Consider the following 19440-nt stretch of genomic DNA (forward strand, 5'->3'; position numbering starts at 1 on the left):
GTGTCAAGCATTCCCCCCGTTTGCGATTTCAACTGGCCCGCGCCCGATTTTCAGCTTCCTGCAACGGATGGGCGGATGCTATCCCGAAACGATATCAGCGGTCCAAGAGGCTGCTTGATCATTTTTATGTGCAATCACTGTCCCTATGTATTGAGTGTTTTAGACAGACTGCAAAGAGACGCGCGCGATTTACAATCTATCGGCATTGGAGTGGCGGCGATCAACGCCAATGATGCCTTGGCCTATCCTGCTGATAGTTTTGAAAATATGATCACATTGGCCGAGGAGCACAGGTTTTCATTTCCATATCTTTATGATGAAACGCAAAGCGTTGCAAAAGCTTATGGCGCGGCCTGTACACCGGATTTCTTCGGCTTTAACGCCGCCGGCGGGCTGCAATATCGCGGCCGACTAGATGCATCGGGAAGAACCGCCGGAGCCACCGATCTACGCAGAGACCTTTTTGAAGCCATGCAACACATGGTGAAAACCGGCCATGGGCCCGAAGTGCAAATCGCCTCCATTGGCTGCTCAATCAAATGGAAACCAGAATGAACGGGCTTATTTTTGATCTTGACGGCACGCTGATTGATAGCGCGCCGGACATACAGGCGGCCGTGAATAAAATGCTGGCGGAGGAAGGCATCAGCCCGCTGGATTTGGCAACCGTAATTTCTTTTATCGGCAATGGAATGCCCAAATTGGTGCAACGCGTTCTGCACGCGGTGCAGCTGCCGCTCGAGCGGCACAGCGCGCTCTATGAAAAAACCCTCTTGCTGTACAATCAGGCCCCCAGCGCACTGAGCCAACCCTATGAAGGCGTGGTCGAAATGCTTGAAACCTTGGCCGCGCAGGGGCATCGCCTCGCAATTTGCACCAATAAGCCCGCCGAACCCGCCCAACAAATTCTACAGGATTTCAACTTGGAACGGTTTTTTGAGGTGGTCGTGGGTGGCGACAGCTTGTCCGTTAAAAAGCCAAATCCGGCGCCGCTGCAGCATTGCGTCGCACGATTGGGCGCCAGCGCCGCACTTTATATTGGTGACAGCGAAGTGGATTATGAAACCGCGCAACGGGCGCAAATTCCATTCATATTTTTCACCGGTGGATACCGAAAAGCTTCGGCCGCGTTTTTCCAAAACGCCCATCATATTGACCAGTTTAGCGCGGTACCAGCCTTGGCAGACAGCCTTTTAAAAAAGTCCTGAACCTGCAGAAAATGCCTTGTAAGCTGCGCCCTACAGCGCCTGAGACCCGAGCATAACAGCGGCATAGTGATCGCCCGGCAATGCTGCAACAGGCCTATGCAAGCACGTCGAGCAATCGGTTATGTTCAGGGTCTTTTAACGCATCAATAATATCAAAATGGTGGCATTTAGGCGGTATCACAGGCACCACGTGCCAAGCGCTGCCCAGCCATGCGGCTTGCTGCAAGAAAACCGGGCGTTCTGCTCCGCCCACCCAAATCCGCACATCTAGATCTGGTTTCGGGGCAAAAACCGGGCTTTCATCCCGCGCAGATGCGCTATCCAGCTTAAAATCGGCGTTCATCGAGGTTTCCATCAATGGCCGTAAATCCGCCAAGGGCGAAATTGCTAAAACCCGTTTTATCCGTTCATGAAGCGCCTGCGGCAGCCCATCGGCGCATGCCATACGTGCAACAAGATGCCCACCCGCCGAGTGGCCCGCCAAAATCAGTGGCCCCGCAATGCGCGCGGCGCTTTGCACGATCGCCTGCGATATCTGGCGGGTAATCTGCGCGATCGAAACGCGCGGGCATAGATCATAGGAGGGCATCGCCACCGCCCATCCATGCGCCAAAGGTCCCTGCGCGAAATGCGACCAGTCGCTTTTATCAAACCTCAGCCAATAACCGCCATGAACGAAGACGAATAGACCTTTGGGCGGATTCTCCGGTAAGAACAGATCAAAGCGTTGGCGCTCGCTTTGACCATAAGCAATGTCAAGCTGGGCCGCATCCCGGGCCAGCATAACTGCGCGAAACGCCGCAGCCTGCGATTTCCATCTTTCTATAAAACCCTCTGCCCCGGGAATAAATGGCGCATTGGCATAATCATTGTCTAAACGCATTGAGCTTTTTCATTTTGTCCACTGGACAAAGTTTGACAGAGTTGCTTTGGCTTATGAAGCGTTATTTGGAGAAAAAGCATATGTTAGACACCCACACCAACCTGGCCAGCCTGTTGAAAGATCCCAGCCTCTTGGTAACGCAAGCCTATCTGGCCGGAGAATGGGTGGACGGAGATAATGAAGCCCGCTTTGAGGTTGTGAACCCTGCCCGCGGCGATGTGATTGCAAGGGTGGCTGATATCAGCCGGGCCCAAACTGCCCAGGCCATCGCTGCCGCAGAAAAGGCGCAAAAGCTTTGGGCTGCCCGCACTGCCAAAGAGCGCAGCGTTATTTTACGGCGCTGGTTTGATTTAATGGTGGAACATACGGATGATTTGGCGCTGATCCTTACCGCCGAACAAGGCAAGCCATTGGCCGAAGCCAAAGGCGAAATCAGTTATGGCGCTTCCTTCATCGAATTTTTTGCCGAAGAGGCCAAACGGGTTTATGGCGAAACCATCCCCGGCCACCAACCTGATAAACGTATCATGGTGCTGAAGCAGCCGATTGGCGTAGCCGCCTCAATCACGCCTTGGAACTTTCCCAACGCAATGATCACCCGGAAAGCCGCGCCTGCCTTGGCCGCAGGATGCGCATTTGTGGCGCGGCCCGCCTCAGAAACGCCTCTCTCGGCGCTGGTCATGGGGGTTTTAGCCGAGCGCGCAGGCCTGCCCAAAGGTGTGTTGTCAATCCTTCCGGCCACGCAGGCCGCAGAGATCGGCAAAGAATTTTGCGAAAATCCGATCGTGCGCAAACTCACCTTTACCGGATCCACCGCAGTGGGCCGCAGCTTGCTGCGTCAAGCCGCAGACAGCGTGATGAAATGTTCTATGGAATTGGGAGGCAACGCGCCATTTATTGTATTTGATGATGCCGATCTCGACGCCGCAGTGGCCGGCGCGATCATGTGCAAATTTCGCAATAATGGCCAAACCTGCGTTTGTGCGAATAGAATCTACGTGCAAGCGGGCGTTTATGACGCCTTTGCCGAGAAGCTGGCAACAGCCGTGGCCGCGCTCAAAGTGGGTGACGGGCTGGAAGAGGGTACCGCTTTGGGCCCGTTGATTAACCAGAAAGCCATCATAAAAGTGCAAGACCATATTGCCGATGCCACTGTCAAAGGCGCCATGGTAAAAATGGGCGGGCAAACGCTGCAGGGCGCTGGGTATTTTCTAACCCCCACCATCATTACAGGCGCCACAAAAGACATGAAAGTCGCCCAAGAAGAAACCTTTGGCCCCTTTGCGCCTTTGTTCAAGTTTGAAGATGAAGACGAAGTGATCGCGCTGGCCAATGATACAATTTTTGGCCTTGCCTCGTATTTTTATGCCAAAGATCTGAGCCGTGTTTACAAAGTGGCCGAGGCTTTAGAATACGGGATTGTGGGCGTTAACACGGGTATAATTTCCACTGAGGTGGCACCCTTTGGCGGCGTCAAGCAATCAGGGATTGGGCGCGAGGGCAGCCATCATGGCATCGAAGATTATCTGGAAATGAAATATATCTGCCTATCCGTCTGATACCGCTGTCACATCGCGCCATCGCCTTGCCCGTAAATCTGCTTTGTAAGCTGCAGCTCAAAAAATCCGTAAGTTGTCCAGAGGCCCGATTTCAAACTGAACCGGCTTGAGAATAGGCCAGCAAGCTCACCTCTGCGTAAAAACGGATTGCGCAGGATCTGGGTTGCCATCTTCCGACCGTGAAAACAAACCGAGGCAATAGTAAAAAAGGATCAGCATGATGCGATTAGGGCCAATGGATTGGGGGCTACTGGTGCTTTTATCTCTGCTTTGGGGGGGATCCTTTTTATGCGTTGGCATCGCGGTACAGGAATTGCCCGTGTTAACCATAATCGCCCTCAGGGTCAGTCTGGCTGCACTTGTGCTCTGGGGCATCGCGCTCTTCAGCGGCCATCAGCTGCCACGCGGGCGAAAAACCTGGCAGGCCTTTCTGGCTCTGGGCCTGCTGAATAATGTTATCCCCTTTGGACTGATCGTTTTCGGACAACAAACCATTGGCGCCGGCCTTGCCGCCATTTTAAACGCCACAACCCCCTTATGGACCGTTCTTATCGCGGCTCTGTTTCTGGCCGATGAACGGTTTTCAAAGCAAAAGCTCTTTGGCGTTCTGTTGGGGCTCGTTGGCGTTATCGTGATGGTTGGGCCAGACAGTCTTGCAGGGATATCGCGCAATCTTGGCGCGCAATTGGCAGTGCTTGGTGCAACGCTTTCATACGCGTTTGCCAGCGTGTTTGGACGCCGCTTTGCCGCGGCAAAAATCAGCCCCCTGCATACCGCTTTGGGGCAGGTCACCGCCTCATCGTTTATTTTGGTGCCCTTGGCACTGATGATTGATACGCCTTGGGCATCTGCGCTGCCAAGCCAAGCGACCATCTTCGCTATTCTCGGGCTGGCCGTTCTGTCAACCGCAGGCGGATATTTATTGTTTTTCAACATACTGCAACGCGCGGGCGCCACAAATGTGTCTTTGGTCACCCTTTTAATTCCACCCTCCGCCATCGCGATGGGGATGTTGTTTTTAGAAGAAACGTTGCAAGGCATACATTTTATTGGCTTGGCCTTGATCATTTTGGGTTTGCTCAGCTTGCAAGGAAGACTGTTCCGTCTCAGCAGGCCAAAACAAGCGGATTGACCCGCGTTCAAGGCCTCGTTACTGAGCACCACCCGAAAGAAAATGGATCACAAGATGGCAAGGCAGCGCAAAGGCCGCGACATATCAGGATGGTTGATCATCGACAAGCCTGTAGGGATAACATCTGCCGCTTTGGTCAACAAAGCCAAATGGGCGCTCGGGGCCAAGAAAGCCGGCCATGCGGGTACTTTGGATCCCGAGGCAACGGGGCTTTTGGCGCTGGCCTTTGGCGAGGCAACAAAAACCGTTCCTTATATCACGGATGCTCTAAAAGCCTATGAATTCACGGTCAGGTTGGGGCAGGAGACCAATACGGATGATGGCGAGGGGGAACTGACGCGCCAAAGCGATGCGCGACCCAGCGACGCCGATATCAAAAACGCCTTGCTTTCGTTTATTGGCGATATCGAGCAAGTGCCACCAAAATTCTCAGCGGTGAAAATCGATGGCCAGCGCGCGTATAAACTGGCTCGATCGGGGGCGGATATCGCGCTTGAGGCGCGCCCGCTCTTCGTCGACTCGCTTTTGCTGATTGATCGGCCCGATGCGGACCATGTGGTGCTAGAGCTCACCTGCGGCAAGGGTGGCTATGTGCGCGCGATCGCACGCGATCTGGGCCAGAAACTGGGATGCTTTGGGCATGTCGTTCAATTGCGGCGGATCTGGTCTGGGCCCTTCGATCTGGATCAAGCCGTGAGCATAGAGCAGCTGGAAGCGCTTGCAAAAACCCCTGAGCTGGATCACAAATTAGTGCCATTAGAAGCTGGTCTCAGCGACGTAAGCGAAGCCCGGTGCACAGCAGAATCAGCGGCCAAATTGCGCAACGGCAACCCCGGCCTGGTGACCGCGCAAAATCTTCAATATGGCGATTTATGCTGGGCCAGCTTCGAGGGTGAAGCTGTTGCCATCGGGCGTTATCAAGCCGGTATGCTTTACCCCAACCGCGTTATTTTGCCAACTCGGTAAAGGGCGAACCGCAACGCTGGGGCCCGAGCACAAATTGCAAAGCGGCCGCAAAACGGCCTGCAAAACCTTGCAAAAGCCAAAAACAACGGCCAGACATACCTATGATCAAACGACAGCACCAAAAGGGTGACGCATTTTCACAGGCCATTTATTCGCCCTGCGAGCGCTATCGCTACAGCCTGACCAGAACCTGGCAAGACAGCGCGCCAAAAGTAAATTTTATTATGCTCAACCCATCGACGGCAACGGAACTTCAAAACGATCCCACCGTTGAGCGCTGTGAGCAACGTGCCCGGGCGCTGGGGTTTGGTGGGTTTTGTGTGACGAATATTTTTGCCTGGCGCGATACAGATCCCAAAAAGATGCGCGCCGCCGCCAACCCGGTTGGGCCAGAAAATGATGGGGCAATCCTGCAAGGCTGCGCTTGGGCCGATCACATCATCGCAGCTTGGGGCACGCATGGGGCGCATTTGCAGCGCGGACCCGCTGTCAAAACCCTGTTATGGACATTAAAAATGCCAATCTATCATCTGGGGTTAACCAAAGCCGGCCACCCAAAACACCCGCTCTATTTAAGCTACGCGCAACAACCGGAACTTTGGATCACCTAAATGCCGCAGCAAGATCCAGAAATAAAACGACTCACACAGGCGATAGACGCCCTTCGAAACCATCCATTTTTACGCCTTAACAGCACCATTGCTCAACAAATTTGGATTACCTTTTTGCGGGGCATGGCCTTCGGATTAGGCTCGGTGCTGGGCGCAACCTTTTTGGTTTACGTCCTTGTACAAACCCTCTCGCAATTTGAATTTATTCCGATATTAGGCGATTGGGCGGCGCAATTGATCCAGCAAATAGAAAACAATCGTTAACCAAGGTGTCACTCTCAGATTGCATCCATCATCCCCAATCCGCACAGTTTAACCGCGGGGCAGCTTGGGGGGCGACAGGGGCAGTATGTTTTTCTTGGCAGGAATTTTCAGCGCATTGATGCTAAGCGGTCTAGTGGTCATGATCGACAGCGATGAAGATGGCCAATTTGACGACACCGAAAATCTTGAGGATAACGGCTTTGAGGCGCGTAAAATGCACGAAGGCCGCTTTGTAACAGGTTCAGACGCGACCGGCAGCATACAATCTGGCAACGCCGCCGACAATCACCTCACCGGCACAGTCGGTCCGGATCAGATCAACGGCTATGCGGGCAATGATCGCCTTTCTGGCGGGGCCGGTGGTGATATTTTGATCGGTGGCGCAGGCAAAGATCACCTTTGGGGCGGCGATCACAACGACCAGCTGCGCGGAGATGCTGAGGATGACATATTGAACGGCGGCGCGGGTGCGGATAGGCTTTTTGGCGGTCTGGGGAATGATCAGCTTTTTGGCGCAGCCGGAAAAGATACGCTTTCAGGCGGCGAAGGCGATGATAATCTGCAGGGTGATGCGGGAAATGATGCGCTGTTGGGCGGCTATGGGAATGACAGATTAGAAGGTGGCGCAGGCAGCGATAGCCTGTTTGGAGGCCCGGGAGACGATATTTTAATCGGGCAAGAAACCCAAGCCACCGCTGATTTTCTGAATGGTGGCGCCGGAAATGATATTTTACAAAGCGGCGGAGCTGACAGTTTGCATGGCGGATCCGGTCAAGATCTGTTCCAAATCATCACAGCTGCAAACAGGCCTGAAGATGTTGCCGAAATCAGCGATTTCAACCCAAGTCACGACCATATTGAAATATGGATAAACGGCCAGCAGCAAACCGATCCAATTATAGAAATCAGCCAAAATAATGCTGGCCACGCCTTGGTTTGGCTGAATCAAAATCCAATTCTTTCGGTTTTATCGGAAGAAAAACTGACTGCGGCTCATATTATTTTGCGCCATGGCCCTGCAAACACCTAATTTTCGCTTTTCATTTGCAGCAAAACCGATTAGAGCGCCGGTTTAGTCAGGCGATGCTTGGCTGAACTCCACGGGCCCTGCTGGACGACATCCCGGCCTGCGCCATCAACCCTTAACCAAAGGAGACCCCGATGTCGATTACTGCAGAAGAAAAAGCAAAAGTGATGAAAGACTTCGCCACCAAAGACGGCGATACTGGATCACCCGAAGTGCAAGTTGCCATTTTAACATCTCGGATCACAACATTGACCGAGCATTTTAAAAGCCACAAGAAAGATAATCATTCACGCCGCGGTTTGCTTAAAATGGTCGCGTTGCGCCGCAAATTGCTGGATTACGTGAAAGCAAAAGACGAAAGCCGGTATCAAGACCTTATCAAGCGTCTGGGTATCCGCCGCTAAGCCTAAGCTTACGATACGATATTTTTTAAATGGCGTCTCAATTCTGAGGCGCCATTTTTTTTATAATTAAGGCAAAGATAGGCGCCTCCTAATCGCGTAATCTTGGTGCCAAGCAAACCGCTTTGCCAGCTCTTTCCATCACTGCATAATTAGGCTAAACGCCCTCTATCTGAAATCCGGCGCCCGGACTCCAGCGCCCGACATATAAGATATTGGGGTCAGGGGGAATTCGCCCCCTACGCAAATGGCCAATCGGCCTAATTAGGAAACATAGATGTTTAATGTAACGACGAAATCAATCGAATGGGGCGAAGAGCGCCTGACACTCGAAACGGGCAAAGTGGCCCGTCAAGCCGATGGCACCGTGATTGCCACGCTCGGCGAAACCTCAGTGATGGCCAATGTGACCTTCGCAAAAGCACAAAAGCCGGGGCAAGATTTCTTCCCGCTGACCGTGCATTACCAAGAAAAATATTACGCAGCGGGTAAAATCCCGGGCGGCTTTTTCAAGCGCGAAGCGCGCCCTTCTGAAAAAGAAACTTTGACCGCGCGCTTGATTGATCGCCCAATTCGCCCCCTCTTTGTGGATGGCTTCAAAAATGAAGTCTTGGTGATGTGTACCGTTCTTAGCCATGATTTGGTGAACGATCCCGATATTGTTGCAATGATCGCGGCCTCTGCTGCGCTGACAATCTCTGGTGCGCCATTCATGGGGCCGATCGCCGGATGCCGTGTGGGATATACCGATGGTGAGTATGTTTTAAACCCGACCGTGGATGATATGGATCATCTGCGTAACAACCCAGATCAGCGTTTAGACCTGGTCGTTGCCGGCACCAAAGACGCCGTGATGATGGTAGAATCAGAGGCTTATGAGCTGACCGAAGAAGAGATGCTCAACGCGGTGACATTTGCCCATGCGCAAATCCAACCCGTGATCGATTTGATCATTGATTTGGCAGAAGATGCGGCGAAAGAGCCCTTCCATTTCGAAGCCCCCGATTACGCCGATCTTTATCAAGCGATCAAAGCGGCAGGTGACGCAGACATGCGCGCCGCGTTTGCCTTAAGCGATAAACAAGAGCGCACAGCCGCAGTCTCAGCCGCGCGTGCAACGATCACGGCGGCGCTGAGCGACGAGCAATTGGCCGATGCCAATCTCGGATCAGCGATGAAAAAGCTGGAAGCCGGCATCCTACGCGGCGACGTGGTAAAAACAGGCAAACGTATCGACGGACGCGGCACCAGCGATGTGCGCGGAATTGTTTGCGAAACCGGCATGCTGCCACGCACCCACGGGTCTGCTTTGTTTACGCGCGGCGAAACCCAAGGCTTGGTGGTTACCACGCTTGGCACGGGCGATGATGAGCAAATCATCGATGCCTTGCATGGAAATTCTCGCAGCAACTTCCTTTTGCATTATAACTTCCCCCCCTATTCGGTTGGTGAAGCGGGCCGCGTGGGCCCTCCTGGTCGCCGCGAAATTGGCCACGGAAAATTAGCATGGCGCGCGCTACAGGCGGTTTTGCCTGCGGCAACCGACTTTCCTTATACCGTGCGCGTTGTCTCTGAAATCACTGAATCAAACGGATCCTCTTCCATGGCTTCCGTCTGTGGAGGCTCTTTGTCAATGATGGATGCCGGAGTTCCCTTGAAAGCCCCGGTTGCCGGCGTTGCGATGGGTCTGATCTTGGAAGACAGCGGAGATTTCGCAATCCTAACCGATATCTTGGGCGATGAAGATCACCTTGGCGATATGGATTTCAAAGTGGCGGGAACCGCTGAGGGGATCACCTCATTGCAAATGGACATCAAAGTCGCTGGCATCACGCCTGAAATCATGAAACAGGCTCTGGCGCAGGCCAAAGAGGGCCGGCTGCATATTCTTGATGAAATGTCCAAATCTCTGACCGAAGCCGCTGACTTCAGCGTTCACGCGCCGCGGATTGAAACGATGACCGTTCCAACGGATAAAATCCGTGAAGTCATCGGATCGGGCGGCAAAGTCATCCGTGAAATCGTGGAAGTCTCGGGGGCAAAAGTCGATATCAATGATGAAGGGGTGATCAAAATCGCCTCTCCAGACGGGGAATCGATCAAAAAAGCCTATGATATGATCTACTCAATCGTTGCCGAGCCCGAAGTGGGTAAGATTTACGATGGCAAAGTGGTGAAAATCGTTGATTTCGGAGCTTTTGTAAACTTCTTTGGCAAGCGCGATGGTTTGGTACATGTAAGCCAGATTGAAAACCGCCGCTTGAACCATCCGTCAGATGTTCTCAAAGAAGGCCAAGATGTCAAAGTCAAACTGCTCGGCTTTGATGATCGTGGCAAAGTTCGCTTGGCGATGAAAATGGTCGATCAAGAAACCGGTGCAGAAATCGTTGAAGAAAAGAAAGACGAATCTGCAGAATAAGTTTTGTCTTTGGGCCTGGCTTTGCGCCGGGCCCAAAACAACAATCCCACCTGCTGGTATTTAGGCCTGTACCCGCAGCGTTAACCCTTGGGGAGCGCGGTATATAAGCAATTCACGCCTGCCAGATTAAAGTGCCTTACCGCCCCACAATTCATACGCATAGTCACGGTAAAATCTTCCGTCGGATCATCAGGTCTTGAGTCAAAGCCGGCTGCCTGAGGCAAGCGCAATCACGCAGGCGCAGCACGTCAAAATAGCGGCGCCACTAGAGGGTTTGGTACATGCTATAAAGCAGGTTGCTCCGTGCAATATGACTTCCCTCGCACGCAAGCTCTTGCTAATCTCAATCTGGCCTGAAACAGTCGCCCAGAGCCAAGGCTTTGGAATGTATTTATTCGAATAGGAGATCTGCAATGATCGAAAAGCGTCAATTCTATATCAATGGAGCTTGGACAAACCCGCTTGATGGCCAAGACCGTGACGTGATCAACCCGACCACCGAAGCGCCATGCGCGGTTATCTCGCTTGGTGGGCAGGCCGATACCGACGCCGCGGTCAGTGCAGCCAAAGCCGCCTTGCCCGCATGGATGGACACCCCTGTTGAAACGCGGATTGCTTTGGTTGAAAAGCTATTAGACATCTATCTCACCCGCGTTGAAGATCTTGCACAAGCCACCAGCATGGAAATGGGTGCACCGATTGATATGGCCCGCGGCAGCCAAGTTGGTGCCGGTTCAGGCCATTTGAAAAACTTTATCCGCGCCGCCAAAAGCTTTCAATTTGATCACGCGCTTGGCGATCACGCCCCGAATGATCGGATCCTTCACGAAGCGGTTGGAGTCTGCGCCTTGATCACGCCTTGGAATTGGCCGCTCAACCAAATCGCACTTAAAGTGGGCGCGGCGGCGATTGCGGGCTGTACGATGGTTTTGAAACCCTCAGAAGAAAGCCCGCTGAACGCACTGATTTTTGCTGAATGTATGGATGCCGCAGGCTTCCCAGCCGGCGTTTTTAATTTGATAAATGGAGATGGCGCGGGCGTGGGCACACAATTATCTGTGCATAAAGACGTTGATATGGTCAGCTTTACCGGCTCAGCTCGTGCCGGAACAATCATTTCCAAAAATGCGGCTGATACGCTCAAACGCGTGCATCTGGAATTGGGGGGCAAGGGCGCCAATATCGTGTTTTCCGATGCGGATGAAAAAGCCGTTAAGCGCGGTGTCTTGCATTGCATGAACAACACAGGCCAATCCTGTAATGCCCCAACCCGGATGATGGTGCAGCGCGATATCTATGAGCAAGCCGTTGAAACCGCAATCAATACCGCCGATAACATTTCAATTGGCCCCGCCAATGAAGAGGGCCGTCATATCGGCCCTGTGGTCAATGAGGTGCAATTTAACAAAATTCAAACGCTGATCCAAAAGGGGATTGACGAAGGCGCGCGCCTCGTGGCCGGTGGGCCCGGCCGCCCCGATGGTTTGAATCGGGGGTTTTTCATCCGCCCGACCGTTTTTGCCGATGTGCGCAATGATATGGAAATTGCCCGCGAAGAGATTTTCGGACCGGTCTTATCAATCATCCCCTTTGACACAGAAGAAGAGGCGATCGAAATGGCCAATGATACCACCTATGGGCTGACCAATTACGTACAAACGCAAGATCCGCAAAAAGCCAATCGGATGGCGCGAAAATTGCGCTCGGGTATGGTGGAAATGAATGGCAAGCCGCGCGGCGCGGGTGCGCCATTCGGGGGAATGAAGCAATCCGGAAATGGCCGCGAAGCCGGCGCTTGGGGGATTGAAGATTTTCTTGAGATCAAAGCCGTCTCTGACTGGGCCGTCTAAAGCCCGATAAAGGGGCCACGCGGCCCCTTTTTTATATATAGCTTAGCTTTTAGCCGCGCATCTTACTGCCATTTGGATCGTAAATTGGCGCCCCTAACACCTCAGCTTGATAAATTTTCCCAAGAATTTCGATGTCTAGTTGGCTGCCAGGGGCTGAATGGGCAATTTCCACATAGCCCATTGCCATCGATTTTTGCGCGTGATGGGCATATCCGCCAGAGCTGACATAACCAATTGCCCTACCATTTTTCAAAATCGATTCATCATTGCAGACATCAATGCCGTCAACATCCACCACCAAACTGACCAATTTGCGCCGCGCGCCCGCGGCTTTTTGTGCCGCAGCCGTTGGCTTGCCCACAAATTCTTTCGTCCAATTCACAAATCCATCAAGGCCGCTTTCAACCACATTAAAATCGGGGCGATAATCCAGCCCCCAGGCACCCCAGCCCTTTTCCAAACGCAACGACATAAGCGCCCGCGCGCCATACCATTGATACCCAAGATCAGCCCCGGCTTCTTCAATCGCCTGCGCCAGGCGCAGCAGATAATGCGGGCGGCAATAGATTTCAAATCCCAGCTCACCGCTAAAGCTGATACGGTTTAAGATCACCGGCACTCCGCCTACGAAACAGTGCCGCGTATCGCGAAATTTCAAGGCCAAGCCCGACACGTCATCGCGACAAATCTTAGCCAATAAATCACGAGATTTAGGACCGCTCAGCGCAATTCCATGCCATAAATCGCTTGCGTTGGAATATGCCACGTCGCTTGGCAACGAAGCTTCGAACCAACGCCGATGGGCCTCTTGCATGCTGCCCGAGCCGATCAGCATAAAGTGATCTTCCACAAGGCAGGCGATCGTCAAATCCCCGTATAATCTGCCCTGCGGAGTCAGCATTGGAGTTAATGATAATCGCCCAGGGCGCGGGATATGCCCCGCAAGAATCCGGTTCAGATAGGCCCGCGCGCCGGGGCCTTTAAACTCATGCTTGGCAAAATTAGCAATCTCTATTCCCCCCACAGCATTGCGCACCGCCGCCACTTCGCGCGCCACATATTCATGGCTGCGATTGCGCTCAAAGCTAGGGTCTTCATGCGCATCCTCAGGGCCATTGGCAAACCACAACGCATGTTCCAGCCCAAAACTTTGATCCATCCGTGCGCCTTTGGCCACAAGCCGATCATGCAGCGCGGTGGTTTTTTGAACGCGCCCCTTCGGCAAGGTTTCATTGGGAAAGGTCATCACAAACCGACGTTCATAGTTTTCAGTTGATTTCACAGTGCCCCAATCAGGCGTCGCAAATTCGCCAAACCGCGCCACATCCATCGCCCAGACGTCGATCGAAGGCTCGCCATCAATCATCCATTCAGCCAAGCTTAACCCAACGCCGCCACCTTGGCAGAAACCCGCCATCACCCCAACCGCGACCCAGTAATTGCGCATCCCCGGCACGGGCCCAATCATCGGGTTGCCATCCGGACCAAAGGTAAAGGGGCCATTGATCGCATCCTTAATGCCCACTTGCCCCAAAGCAGGGATACGCTCAAAACCCAATTCAAGCCGATCCGCGATCCGCTCTAAATCGGGTTGCAACAACTCATGGCCAAACTCCCAAGGGGTGCCAGCCACTTTCCAAGGGGTTCCTTTTGGCTCATAGGTGCCCAGCAACATGCCTTGGCGTTCCTGACGAAAATAAATATTTGCTTCATAATCTATGCCACAGGGCAAACGCGTCGGATGGTTGGCCACCGCATCAATTTTTTCGGTGAGCAAATAATGATGTTCCATTGGTTGCACCGGCAAATGCACGCCTTGCATATGCCCCACTTCGCGCGCCCAGAGCCCCCCGCAATTCACGATATGTTCAGCATTGATCATCCCTTTGGGCGTGCTGACATCCCAGCTGCCATCAGCGCGTTGCGCGGTGGCAGTGGCCGGCGTATGGGTGAAATATTGCGCCCCATAAACGCGGGCGGCTTTTGCAAACGCATAAGTCGCGCCAGACGGATCCAGATCCCCATCCTGATCATCCCAAAGCGCGGCAAGATAATGGCTTGGATCGATCAATGGATGCCGTTCAGCCACTTCTTTGGGGCTGATAAATTCTTGATTAAGCCCCATATAGCGCGCTTTCGAGCGCTCGCGTTTCAGATAATCATACCAGGTTTTATTCGATGCTAGATAAAACCCACCCGTGATATGAAGCCCAACAGAATGCCCCGAGAGTTCTTCAATTTCTTTATAAAGGTCAATTGTATAACTTTGCAGGCGGCTGATATTGGGATCGCTTGAAATCGTATGAATTTGCCCTGCAGCATGCCAGCTTGACCCCGATGTCAGCTCGTTGCGTTCAAGCAATACCACATCTTTCCAGCCGAATTTTGCCAGATGAAACAAAATCGAGCAGCCGACAACCCCGCCGCCAATCACCACCACCTTGGCATGACTGGGCAATTTTTTGTCGCGAAGCTTGTCTGGTGTTTGGATATCGGGCATTGCTGAATACTCCTCTCTTGAAAATCTGGCGGCTTAATACCAAGCGTCTGGCAATTCTGATTTACGCCGGGCAACAAACTCTTGCAGCGCTTCATCAATCGCTGGATCAAGCGGCGGCGCCTCATACTGGTCTAGCAAATGCGTCCAACGTTTATGGGCGCGTTGCCGCATATCAAGCGATCCGCCATCTTCCCAACTTTCCACATTTTCACTATTGCTTAAAGCTGGTTCGTAAAACGCAGTTTGATAATTGCGCATCGTATGCGCCGCGCCCAAGAAATGCCCGCCAGGCTTTACTTCAGCGTAAGCATCGCGTGCAAAAGCCTCTTCAGAGGTCTCTAAACCTTTCAAGAACTTCTGGTAAGCGCCCAATCGATCCGCATCCATCACCAGCTTTTCAAACCCAGTACACAGCCCGCCTTCCATCCATCCGGCCGCATGCAACACAAAATGCGCGCCCGCAAGCATTGTGGAATGCATACTGTCAGCGCTTTCATAGGCAGCTTGCGCATCCTCGATCTTGCTTGCTGTCAACGATCCCCCACAGCGCAACGGCAAACCAATGCGCCGCGCCATTTGCCCAATTACATAATTTGAAAGTACGGGCTCTGGCATGCCAAAGGTAGGGGCCCCCGATTTCAGCGACATCGAGGATAAAAAATTACCTAGAACAAACGGCGCCCCTTCGCGCACCAATTGGCTAAAGGCACAACAGATCATCGCCTCAGCCATCGCCTGCGCGATCGAAGCCGCCGTGGAGACAGGGCCCATAGCACCCGATAAAATAAACGGCACAACGATAATGCCCTGCCCGCGCCGGCAATAAGTGCGAATGGCTTCGCTCACCACCTTATCCACCAAAAGCGGCGAATTGGTGTTTACATTGCCTAGGATCACGCATTGCGTGTCCATCGCCTCTTTTCCATGCAGAATTTCCGCCATATCCACACTGTCTTGGGCCCGGCTTTGTTCGGTAATAGCGCCCAGATGCGGTTTGTCGGTGTATCGCATATGCGCATAGACCATGTCCAAATGCCGTTTGCTGACGGGCACATCGCAAGGCTCAACGATTACCAAACCAGAATGATGCAAGCTTGGAAGCATCTGCACCAATTTGACCAGCTTTGTAAAACTGTCCAAATCACCATAGCGGCGGCCCTGTTTCAGATCACGCACGAATGGCGCGCCATAAATCGGGGCAAACACCTGATGCGCGCCGCCAATACGCACCGAGCGTTCCGGGTTGCGCGCCCGCTGGGTAAACTCGCTTGGCGCTTTGCGGCATAATGCGCGGATCCAATCTGCAGGCGCCTTGATCAGAACCCCCTCAGGCTTAACCCCCGCCTTGCGCCAAATCTCAAGCGCCTTGGGATCATCGCGAAACGCAATCCCCACCTCTTGCAATATCCAATCCACCTGGGTTTCTAAGCCGGCCACCACATCCGGATTTAAGGGATCAAAAAACGGCAAATCCCGTTTCACATAGGCTGCCGTAACTGACGCGGTAGCGGCGTCATCACGCCGGTTCTTAAGACGGGTGCGGCGGGCCATTCTGCGATCCTTCATATAGCTTCAAGAAATATAGAATTAAAAAGAGGCGCTGTGATGGTTGAAAAATGTAATGATTTGGATAATTTGAAATTATGCAAGAACTCTGGAAACTTACCGCCTCACCCCGCCATTTACTGGTGTTTGAATCCGCCGCGCGTTGTCGATCATTTACCAAGGCCGGATCTGAGCTGAACGTCTCTCAACCTGCGATTAGCACCGCGATCCGGCAACTTGAGGCGGCCTTAGGCGTCACCTTATTTCACCGACAGCATCGGCAGGTCACATTGACCCCCGCGGGCGAACATTTGTTTCGTGATGTCGCTGCGGGATTTGAGCGTATTTTAGAGAGCGCGCGCAATCTAAGCGCCCAAGGTCAACGCAATTACGTGACGCTGAGCGCCTCAACCGCTTTTGCAAATTATTGGATGGTACCCCAGCTTAGTGCGTTTCATCAGGCCCATCCGTTGATCGATCTACGCTTGCAAACCTCGGATCGCGAGCCCGATATCGATGGGGAAGGGATCAGTCTGGCGATACGCCGTGGCAATGGAAACTGGGCTGGTTGCAGCAGCTATTTGCTGGCGCAGGAAGTTATTTTCCCAATTGCAGCCCCCAGCGTGATGCAGGCGGCTCAGCCCCTGAAACGCCTTTCAGAGCTGGCCATGCAACCGCTTATTCACCTAGAAGAGCCGATCCGTGAACGGCCCGGTTGGGCGCAATATTTTGCCGCCTTCAATATCCAAATTCCAACATTAACCGGCGGGTTACGTTTGAATGATTATGCTTTGGTGCTGCAAGCAGCGATGGCCGGCGAAGGCTTTGCCTTTGGCTGGCGACACGTTACGCGGGCATTGATCAACGCCGATCTGTTGGAAGCGCACTCAGAATGGGCCTGGCATACAGGCATGGGGTTTTATCTGGTCTGGTCCAACTTACGCCCCCTTTCAGAAAAGGCAGCGCTGACACGCGACTGGCTGATTGAAGCCGCCGAATGATGCACCATGAAGACAGGCGCAAAGGCACGCAATAGCGGGCGCTGCTCAAAGCCTAAAAAGAAACCCAAGCGCCGGTTTGAGCCGAGTGCACGGCGGCTTCCACAAATTCCATACCGCGTTTGCCATCCAATAAACTTGGCGGCGCAATCAGGTTTTCCGGCAAGGTCACACCGCGGCGACGCGCATCAATTGCAATCGCAAATTCCAAATATAAATTGGCCCAAGCATCGCTCAGCGCTTCGGGGTGCCCACGCGGCATGCGCAGCAGATTTTCAACGGCCGGATAAATGCCTGCCCCATGGCCGCGGGTTAATATTTTTTCTGGCTGACCAACCGCCCGGTAGCACAAGCTTTCAGGGATTTCCTGACACCAGTCAAGGCTGGCCTTTGATCCGCAAAGACGCAAGCGCAACCCGCATTGGCTGCCCGCCATCGCTTGGCTGACCATCAAAGTTCCCGGAACGCCGCCTTCAAAGCGCAATTGCATAAAGGCAGTATCTTCCAGCGGCTTTGCCGCGCCGGTCACATGAAAATCAGCGCGCAGCGCTTCGATCTGCAGGCCGCTGGCAAAGCAGGCCAAATGCTCGGCATGGGTGCCGATATCGGCAACCGTAAAACTGCTGCCCGTTTGCGCCGGATCCAAGCGCCAGGGGATATCCCCCGCCTGATCGGTTAAATCTATCGCCCAATCCTGAAAATATTCTACGTGAATTTGTCGCAACTCGCCCAGCTCACCCGCCCGCACCATCTCGCGCGCTTGGCGCAGCATAGGGTGGCTGGCATAGGCATAAGTCACCCCGAAAAACACCTTTGACTTTTCTTGTGCGGCGACCAAGGGCCCCAGCTCATCGAGCCGCGCGGTTACGGGCTTATCACTGATCACATCGATGCCCCGCGCCATGAATTCCAACGCCACGGGTGCGTGCAAATGGTTGGGCGTTACGATCGCCACAGCATCAATACCATCTGCGCGTTGCGCTTCTGCACGCGCCATCTCTTGGTAGCTTTCATAACAGCGATCTGCTGCCAAAAACCACGCCTTACCAGCGGCTTTTGCGCGCTCTGCGTTGGATGAAAGCGCCCCGGCAACCAGCTCCCAACGGTTTGACAGCCGGGCTCCATTGGCATGCACCTCCCCGATAAGGCCCGCGCCGCCGCCCACCATGCCCAAACGCAAACGGCGGGGCATAGATCCGAATTTCTGAGGTATTTGAGCAGACATATAAGCTTCCTATTTCGCCGAATCGCGCTGATAAATCCAATCATGATCCGGATCATTTTGAAAACGCCACTTGCGCAGCGGGCCCGCCATCACATTTAGGTAATACATCTCATAGCCATAGGGCGCGCCGCAAGGATGGTGGCCTTTGGGCACCAAAACCACATCCCCATCTTTTACCGCCATGGTTTCGTCTAAACTGCCATCTTCGGTATAAACGCGCTGCACGCCAAACCCCTGAGACGGGTTTAACCGGTGATAATAGGTTTCCTCAAGATAGGTGATTTCAGGAAAATTATCGACATCATGGCGATGCGAGGGGTAAGATGACCAATTGCCCTGCGGCGTGAAGACTTCGGTCACCAAAAGGCTGCTGGCCACATCGCGCCCTTCCATGGCAATATTGTTCACATAGCGGGTATTGGCCCCAGCGCCGCGCGGCATGGTATCGATCCCCTCGGGGCCCAAGCGGGCGGCAGGATAGGTGCCGGTGCCCGGCGCGGTGCATATAGCCAGCACGCAATCTGTGCTTGCGACTGCGCTCCACTCCTCGTTTTGGGGCACATAAAGCGCGTGCGGCGGCGTGCGTTCAAACACCGACATCCGATCCCCCATTTCGCCAAAATCCTGCCCACAAGCTTTCAGAGAAACCTTGCCTTCAACCACAACAAGAATGGCTTCATTGCCCGCGGTTTGTTCGGCCACCTTGTCCCCAGCTTTTAAGTGATAAAGCCCAAAGCCCACATAGGACCATCCTGCAGTTTCGGGCGTTACATCAAACACCTTCCCAAGGCGTCCCTTGGGTTTGATATGCAATTTGCTCATGGCTTTCCTGCCTTTCATTCTGCCTAGATC

The 19440-nt window shown here is 53.4% G+C and carries 18 protein-coding genes; 12 read left to right on the plus strand and 6 right to left on the minus strand.

All coding sequences use genetic code 11. The annotated features are described in order from the left end of the window. Window positions 1-555, plus strand: coding sequence for a thioredoxin family protein (locus UM181_03385; GenBank protein ID WQC63669.1), 555 nt, complete (start codon window positions 1-3; stop codon window positions 553-555). Then, window positions 552-1208, plus strand: coding sequence for a phosphoglycolate phosphatase (gene gph / locus UM181_03390; GenBank protein WQC63670.1), 657 nt, complete (start codon window positions 552-554; stop codon window positions 1206-1208). The genes UM181_03385 and gph overlap by 4 nt, the downstream gene beginning before the upstream one ends. A 94-nt stretch (window positions 1209-1302) precedes the next feature. Here the strand turns inward: gph and UM181_03395 are convergent, their stop codons facing one another. Beyond that, window positions 1303-2091, minus strand: coding sequence for an alpha/beta hydrolase (locus tag UM181_03395; protein ID WQC63671.1), 789 nt, complete (start codon window positions 2089-2091; stop codon window positions 1303-1305). Window positions 2092-2171: 80 nt separating this feature from the next. Here UM181_03395 and UM181_03400 point away from each other — a divergent pair, with 80 nt between their 5' ends. Then, window positions 2172-3650, plus strand: coding sequence for an NAD-dependent succinate-semialdehyde dehydrogenase (locus UM181_03400; protein ID WQC63672.1), 1479 nt, complete (start codon window positions 2172-2174; stop codon window positions 3648-3650). A gap of 8 nt (window positions 3651-3658) precedes the next feature. Here UM181_03400 and UM181_03405 read toward each other — a convergent pair whose 3' ends face one another. After that, window positions 3659-3820, minus strand: a complete 162-nt coding sequence (locus UM181_03405; protein WQC63673.1) for a hypothetical protein — start codon at window positions 3818-3820, stop codon at window positions 3659-3661. Window positions 3821-3867: 47 nt separating this feature from the next. On the opposite strand from UM181_03405, the gene UM181_03410 reads away from it, so the two are divergent. The 8 genes from UM181_03410 (at window position 3868) to UM181_03445 (ending at window position 12320) form a co-directional block, all read left to right on the plus strand. Further along, window positions 3868-4782, plus strand: a complete 915-nt coding sequence (locus tag UM181_03410) for a DMT family transporter (GenBank protein WQC63674.1) — start codon at window positions 3868-3870, stop codon at window positions 4780-4782. Window positions 4783-4836: 54 nt separating this feature from the next. After that, window positions 4837-5748 (plus strand): tRNA pseudouridine(55) synthase TruB, encoded by a 912-nt coding sequence (truB, locus tag UM181_03415; GenBank protein ID WQC63675.1) that lies wholly within the window; start codon window positions 4837-4839, stop codon window positions 5746-5748. Between the two features lie 101 nt (window positions 5749-5849). Then, window positions 5850-6359: a DUF1643 domain-containing protein gene (locus UM181_03420; GenBank protein WQC63676.1), complete on the plus strand. Its 510-nt coding sequence runs from the start codon at window positions 5850-5852 to the stop codon at window positions 6357-6359. After that, entirely contained in the window at window positions 6360-6623 is a 264-nt protein-coding gene (locus UM181_03425; GenBank protein WQC63677.1) for a DUF5665 domain-containing protein, read from the plus strand. It abuts the gene before it with no gap. A gap of 85 nt (window positions 6624-6708) precedes the next feature. Continuing rightward, a complete protein-coding gene (locus tag UM181_03430) occupies window positions 6709-7653 on the plus strand; it encodes a calcium-binding protein (GenBank protein WQC63678.1) in 945 nt (314 codons plus the stop codon). A 131-nt stretch (window positions 7654-7784) separates the two neighbouring features. After that, window positions 7785-8054, plus strand: a complete 270-nt coding sequence (gene rpsO, locus UM181_03435) for a 30S ribosomal protein S15 (GenBank protein WQC63679.1) — start codon at window positions 7785-7787, stop codon at window positions 8052-8054. Between the two features lie 274 nt (window positions 8055-8328). Then, window positions 8329-10470: a polyribonucleotide nucleotidyltransferase gene (gene pnp, locus UM181_03440; GenBank protein ID WQC63680.1), complete on the plus strand. Its 2142-nt coding sequence runs from the start codon at window positions 8329-8331 to the stop codon at window positions 10468-10470. A 413-nt stretch (window positions 10471-10883) separates the two neighbouring features. Then, window positions 10884-12320 carry an aldehyde dehydrogenase family protein gene (locus tag UM181_03445; protein ID WQC63681.1) on the plus strand — a complete coding sequence of 479 codons (1437 nt, stop codon included), beginning with the start codon at window positions 10884-10886 and terminating at the stop codon, window positions 12318-12320. Between the two features lie 49 nt (window positions 12321-12369). Here UM181_03445 and UM181_03450 read toward each other — a convergent pair whose 3' ends face one another. After that, window positions 12370-14820 (minus strand): FAD-dependent oxidoreductase, encoded by a 2451-nt coding sequence (locus tag UM181_03450; protein ID WQC63682.1) that lies wholly within the window; start codon window positions 14818-14820, stop codon window positions 12370-12372. Between the two features lie 33 nt (window positions 14821-14853). Next, complete coding sequence (locus tag UM181_03455; GenBank protein ID WQC63683.1) at window positions 14854-16371, minus strand: trimethylamine methyltransferase family protein; 1518 nt, start codon at window positions 16369-16371, stop codon at window positions 14854-14856. Window positions 16372-16463: 92 nt separating this feature from the next. On the opposite strand from UM181_03455, the gene UM181_03460 reads away from it, so the two are divergent. Continuing rightward, window positions 16464-17366 carry a LysR substrate-binding domain-containing protein gene (locus UM181_03460; GenBank protein ID WQC63684.1) on the plus strand — a complete coding sequence of 301 codons (903 nt, stop codon included), beginning with the start codon at window positions 16464-16466 and terminating at the stop codon, window positions 17364-17366. A 52-nt stretch (window positions 17367-17418) separates the two neighbouring features. On the opposite strand, the gene UM181_03465 is transcribed toward UM181_03460, so the two are convergent. Continuing rightward, window positions 17419-18588 carry a Gfo/Idh/MocA family oxidoreductase gene (locus tag UM181_03465; GenBank protein WQC63685.1) on the minus strand — a complete coding sequence of 390 codons (1170 nt, stop codon included), beginning with the start codon at window positions 18586-18588 and terminating at the stop codon, window positions 17419-17421. Window positions 18589-18597: 9 nt separating this feature from the next. After that, a complete protein-coding gene (iolB, locus tag UM181_03470) occupies window positions 18598-19410 on the minus strand; it encodes a 5-deoxy-glucuronate isomerase (protein ID WQC63686.1) in 813 nt (270 codons plus the stop codon). Between the last annotated feature and the right edge of the window lie 30 nt (window positions 19411-19440).

The organism is Alphaproteobacteria bacterium US3C007 (assembly GCA_034423775.1).
GTDB classification, from domain to species: Bacteria; Pseudomonadota; Alphaproteobacteria; order Rhodobacterales; family Rhodobacteraceae; genus Thalassovivens; species Thalassovivens spotae.